The following is a 4,701-nucleotide window of genomic DNA, read 5'->3' on the forward strand; positions in this document are numbered from 1 at the left end:
CGCTCGAAGGCGAGATTGCGCGCACCATCCAGTCGATTGCCGGCGTCAAGGCGGCGCGCGTCCACATCGTCATGTCCGAGCGCGCCAATTTCCGCCGCGACGAGCAGCAGCCCTCGGCTTCGGTGGTCATCCGCTATGCCGGCATGGATGCCGAAAAGAGCGCGCAGTCGATCCGCCACCTGGTCGCCGCGGCGGTTCCCGGCTTGTCGGCCGACAAGGTCACCGTGCTCGATTCCAACGGCAACCTGCTCGCCGCCGGCGACGACACCTCCAACACCAGCGCTGCCCGCACGCTCGGCGTCGAGCAGACGGTCGAGGCGCAGATCGGCGACAACATCCGCCGCGCGCTGACACCCTATCTCGGCCCCGACAATTTCCGCGCCAGCGTCAAGGCCGACGTCAACACCGACACGCGCCAGACCGAAGAGACGATCTTCGATCCTGAATCCCGCGTTGAGCGATCGGTGCAGTCGGTACGCACCAACGAGGCCAGCAACCAGAAGCAGGCCTCGACCCCGACCAGCGTCGAGCAGAACCTGCCCGAGACCCAGACGACCAGCACCGAGGGGCCGCAGTCCTCCTCGCAGAACGACCGCAAGGAAGAGATCACCAACTACGAGATCAACTCCAAGAAGATCGCCACCGTCTCCAACGGCTATTCGGTGACCAAGATGTCGATCGCCGTCGTCGTCAACCAGGATCGGCTCAAGACCATCCTCGGCAAGGACGCCACGCCCGAGCAGATCGCCAAGCGCGTTGCGGACATCCAGAAGATGGTGGCCTCGGCCACCGGCTTCGACGACAAGCGCGGCGACATCATCGACGTCTCGGCGGTGGAATTCATCGACGGACTGGATGGCGAGCCGATCGACCAGCCCGGCATCCTCGCCTCGATCGGCACGTACACCGGCACGCTCATCAACGCCGGCGCCTTCATCGTCGTCGTGTTCCTTGTCGCCTTCTTCGGCCTTCGGCCGATGGCCGCCGCGCTGACGGCATCGGCGAAGCCCGCAGCCATCGCCGGCCCCAGCTTCGACGATGTCCAGCGCTCGCTGCCGACGCCCGACGCGCCGGTGGCTGCGATCGCTTCCGATACGCCGGTCGGCGCCTTGCCCGACGCTCGCCCGGGCTCCACCCCGCTCGACGACCTGCGTCAGAAGATCAGGCCAGCGCCGCAGGAACGGCTGGCGCGCATGGTCGACCTCAACGAGGAGCGCACCGCACAGATCCTGCGCAAATGGGCGGCCGCCCCGGAAGCGGCGGCTTAAGCCATGGCTTCGGGAGCCCTTTTCGATCTCCTGCCCGATTTCGGCCCGCGCGCGCCGCGCACCGGCCAGCCGCCGGCGGCGCAGAACGTCGAGCCCAAGCCGGAGGCATCCCCGCCGCAAGCCGACATTGGCGCTTTGATCGCCGAGGCGGTGGCCGACGCGGAAGCAGCACTCGAAGCCCGCCTCACGGCCGCCCATCAGGCGGCGCTGGAGGCCGAGCGCCAGGCCAATGACGATGCGGCGAAAGCGTTCCTGGAAAGCTTCGGCGGCGATCTCGGCGCGGCGGTCACGACGCGGATCGATGCCATGGAGGCGCGTGTTGCCGAGATCACCGCCGCCACCATCGCCCGCATCATGGGCGGCATCGTCAGCGAAGAGCTGCAAAAGCGTTCGCTCGACGCCCTCACCCGCACCATCGGCGCCGCGGTCGCCGACAGCGAGGCCGTGCGGATCGGCGTGCGCGGGCCGCTGTCGCTGTTCGAGCCGCTGAAGGCGGCACTTGGGGACCGCGCGGCCAATCTCGATTTCACCGAAGCCCCGGGCTTCGACCTGACCGTGACCATCGATGAAACGGTGTTCGAGACGCGTATCGCCGAATGGTCGGCTTCCCTGTCGGAGGTCCTGTCATGAGCGCCATCGACCACGGCGAGGCCAGGCACGAGATCATCATCGTCAAGCGCAACCACGACGGTCATGACGACGACCATCATGGCGGCGTCTGGAAGATCGCCTTTGCCGACTTCATGACGGCGATGATGTGCTTCTTTCTCGTCATGTGGCTGATCAACGCCGCCAACGAGCAGACCAAGGCGGCGGTCGCCAGCTACTTCAATCCGGTCGAGCTGATCGACCGCAACTCCAGCCGCAAGGGTCTCGAGGATCTCGGCGACGGCCCGAGCAAGGTTGGTCTCACCGCCGACAACCCGCAGGATGGCGCCAGCAAGGCCGGCGAGAACGGCAAGGGCGGCGCCGGCTCCTCCGACCGCAGGCAGACCAAGGAAGCCTCGCAGAAGTCCGACCTTTCCGACGAGCACCTGTTTGCCGACCCGTACGCCGTGCTTGCCGAGATCGCCACCGATACCGGCGTCATGCAGAATGTCAGCGCCAAGGGTGAAGGCGGTGTTCAGAACGCCGGTCCGGCGACCGGCGCTTCCGGCGGCGAATCCTATCGCGACCCTTTCGCGCCGGATTTCTGGTCGCAGCAGGTGGCGACACCTGGCGCCGAAGCCAGCGCGGAACGCAAGAAGATCGAAGGCGATCCGGCCAAGCCCGGCGAAAAAGTCGCCGAAACCGAGGTACCGAAGGTCAAGGCGGCTCCGCCGGCGCCGCCGCGCCTGGAAGCCCCACTCGAACCGATGGCAACGCCCGAGAAACCCGATACCAAGATGGCTGCCGGATCGGCCGATGCGAAGGCCGGGAAAGCCGCGCGCCAGGAGATCAAGGTCGAGAAGGCTGAAAGCGGAAAAGCGGAAGCCGAAAAAGCCGGAGATGAAGCCAAATCCGAAGCCGCGAAGGCTGGATCGGCGAAGGCGGAGACGGCGAAGGCAGAGCCGGAGCAGACACCAGACCAAGGCGTAAAGGCCCCGAGCAGCACCGCCCTCAAGGCCGCCGCCGAAATCAAGCAGGAGCTGGCCAAGGCCTTCGCGCCGGGTGAAAAGCTGGCCGAGGGCGTCTCCGTCGAGGCCACCGACAAGGGCGTCGTCATCTCGATCACCGATCAGCTCGACTTCGGCATGTTCGAGATCGGTTCGGCCTTGCCGCGCCGCGAGCTGGTGCTGGCGATGGAGAAGATCGGGCACATCATCAACGAGAAGAAGGGCACCATCACCATCGGCGGCCATACCGACGCGCGGCCGTTCCGCAGCGACACCTATGACAACTGGCGGCTGTCCACCGCCCGCGCCCACTCCGCCTATTACATGCTGGTGCGAGGCGGCGTCGACGAAAGCCGTATCACCGAGGTCGCCGGCTATGCCGACCGCCAGCCCAGGATCCCGTCCGATCCGCTGGCCGCCGCGAACCGCCGCATCGAAATCCTGATGGCTACAGGCGGATGAGAGGCAAGACCGTCATCGGCCGCGCTGTCGGGCTGCTGCTGCTCGCCGCCGCAGGATCGCCGGCCGCGGCTTTCGCCCAGGATGACGGCTTGCAGCCTTATCAGCTGGTGCGTTCGCTGCAGCTGATCCAGGACCGCATCGCCGGCGGCGACCATGCGGCGCTGCCGATGCAGGCCAAACTGCTCGAAATGACCGATGCCAGGCTTCGCGCCGCCGATGCCGAGGATTTCAAGGATCCGAAAAATTTCCGCGGACTGCTCGTCTACGGCATGAGCGGCGGCAACCCTGTCACGGTCGAGGCCGCGGCTTCGCGCGCGACGACCGACCCGCAAAGCCTCGCCATCGCCAAGGGGATCGTCGCCTACCTGAACGGCCGGCCGGCCACCGCGATCGAGATCCTGAAGCCGATCGATCCGATGAGCGTGCCTCCCGACCTCGGCGCCTTCCTGGCGCTGGTCAAGGGTTCTCTGCTCGCGACCGATGAACCGGCCGCAGCGCTCATCTTGCTGGACCAGGCCCGCCTGCTCAGCCCCGGCACGCTGGTCGAGGAAGCAGCCCTTCGCCGTTCCGTCGGCATCGCCGCGGCACAAGGCGATGCCGCTCGCTTCGCGCTCGCCTCGACGCAGTATGTCGCGGGCTATCTCTATTCCCCCTATGCCAGCCAGTTCGCGGATTCCTTCGTCTCCGGCGTTATTCAACTGCACATGTCGATCAGCCAGGACAAGCTCGCCGACATCACGTCGATGATGGATGCCGAGCGCGAGAAGGTGATCTATCTGCGCATCGCCCGCCGTGCCGCGATCGACGGGCTGACGGATCTCTCCGCTTTCGCCTCGGCGCGGGCTGAGCAAGGCCGTAACGGCAACGGCAATCAGGACGATCCACGCGCCGTGCTCTACTCCAGCCTCTCCACGGTGACGTCGGCCACGATCGACGACGTGCGCGCCAGGCTCGGCAAGATCGATCGCGCCAAACTTTCGGAAGGCGACCGCGCCTTGCTCGACGCCGCGCAAGCCGTCGCAGGCGAGGTCGTCGCACCTGTGCCGGCGGCAGGCAAGGACGAGATCGAGGCTGCGGATCCGGCAAGGATCAATGCGGCGAAACCCGCCGCCGAAGCCGAGTCTGTGAGCAAGGCCGACGCCGAAGCCTTGCCGCCGGTGGAAGGCGCCATGTCCGAGCAGCCGGCTGTCGCGGCTGCGGCCAAGCCGGCGGCGGACGCGCCGACCGCGGCTCCCGCGCCGCCGACCCTGCCAACGACGGCTCCGCCCACGGTCGCGGCGCTAGCCGCCGCTCCGGCACCACCCGAAACGCCAGCCGTGCTGCCTGCGTCTGCGCCGGCGGCCGTCGCGGATCTTGATCCGCACGATCCCACCGAC

Annotated in this window: 4 protein-coding genes; all 4 read left to right on the plus strand. The window is 67.2% G+C overall.

Annotation, left to right across the window (positions count from 1 at the left end):
• The coding region (gene fliF / locus EOA38_RS28485) for a flagellar basal-body MS-ring/collar protein FliF (RefSeq protein WP_127300799.1) at positions 1–1,268 on the plus strand (1,268 nt) is incomplete at its 5' end.
• A gap of 3 nt (positions 1,269–1,271) precedes the next feature.
• Entirely contained in the window at positions 1,272–1,898 is a 627-nt protein-coding gene (locus tag EOA38_RS28490; protein WP_126092185.1) for a hypothetical protein, read from the plus strand.
• Positions 1,895–3,325: a MotB family protein gene (locus EOA38_RS28495; RefSeq protein ID WP_126092184.1), complete on the plus strand. Its 1,431-nt coding sequence runs from the start codon at positions 1,895–1,897 to the stop codon at positions 3,323–3,325. The genes EOA38_RS28490 and EOA38_RS28495 overlap by 4 nt, the downstream gene beginning before the upstream one ends.
• On the plus strand, positions 3,322–4,701 hold a 1,380-nt coding region (locus EOA38_RS28500), incomplete at its 3' end, for a chemotaxis protein MotC (RefSeq protein ID WP_127300800.1). The genes EOA38_RS28495 and EOA38_RS28500, both read left to right, overlap by 4 nt.

The sequence above is a fragment of the Mesorhizobium sp. M1E.F.Ca.ET.041.01.1.1 genome, assembly GCF_003997355.1.
Classification (GTDB): domain Bacteria; phylum Pseudomonadota; class Alphaproteobacteria; order Rhizobiales; family Rhizobiaceae; genus Mesorhizobium.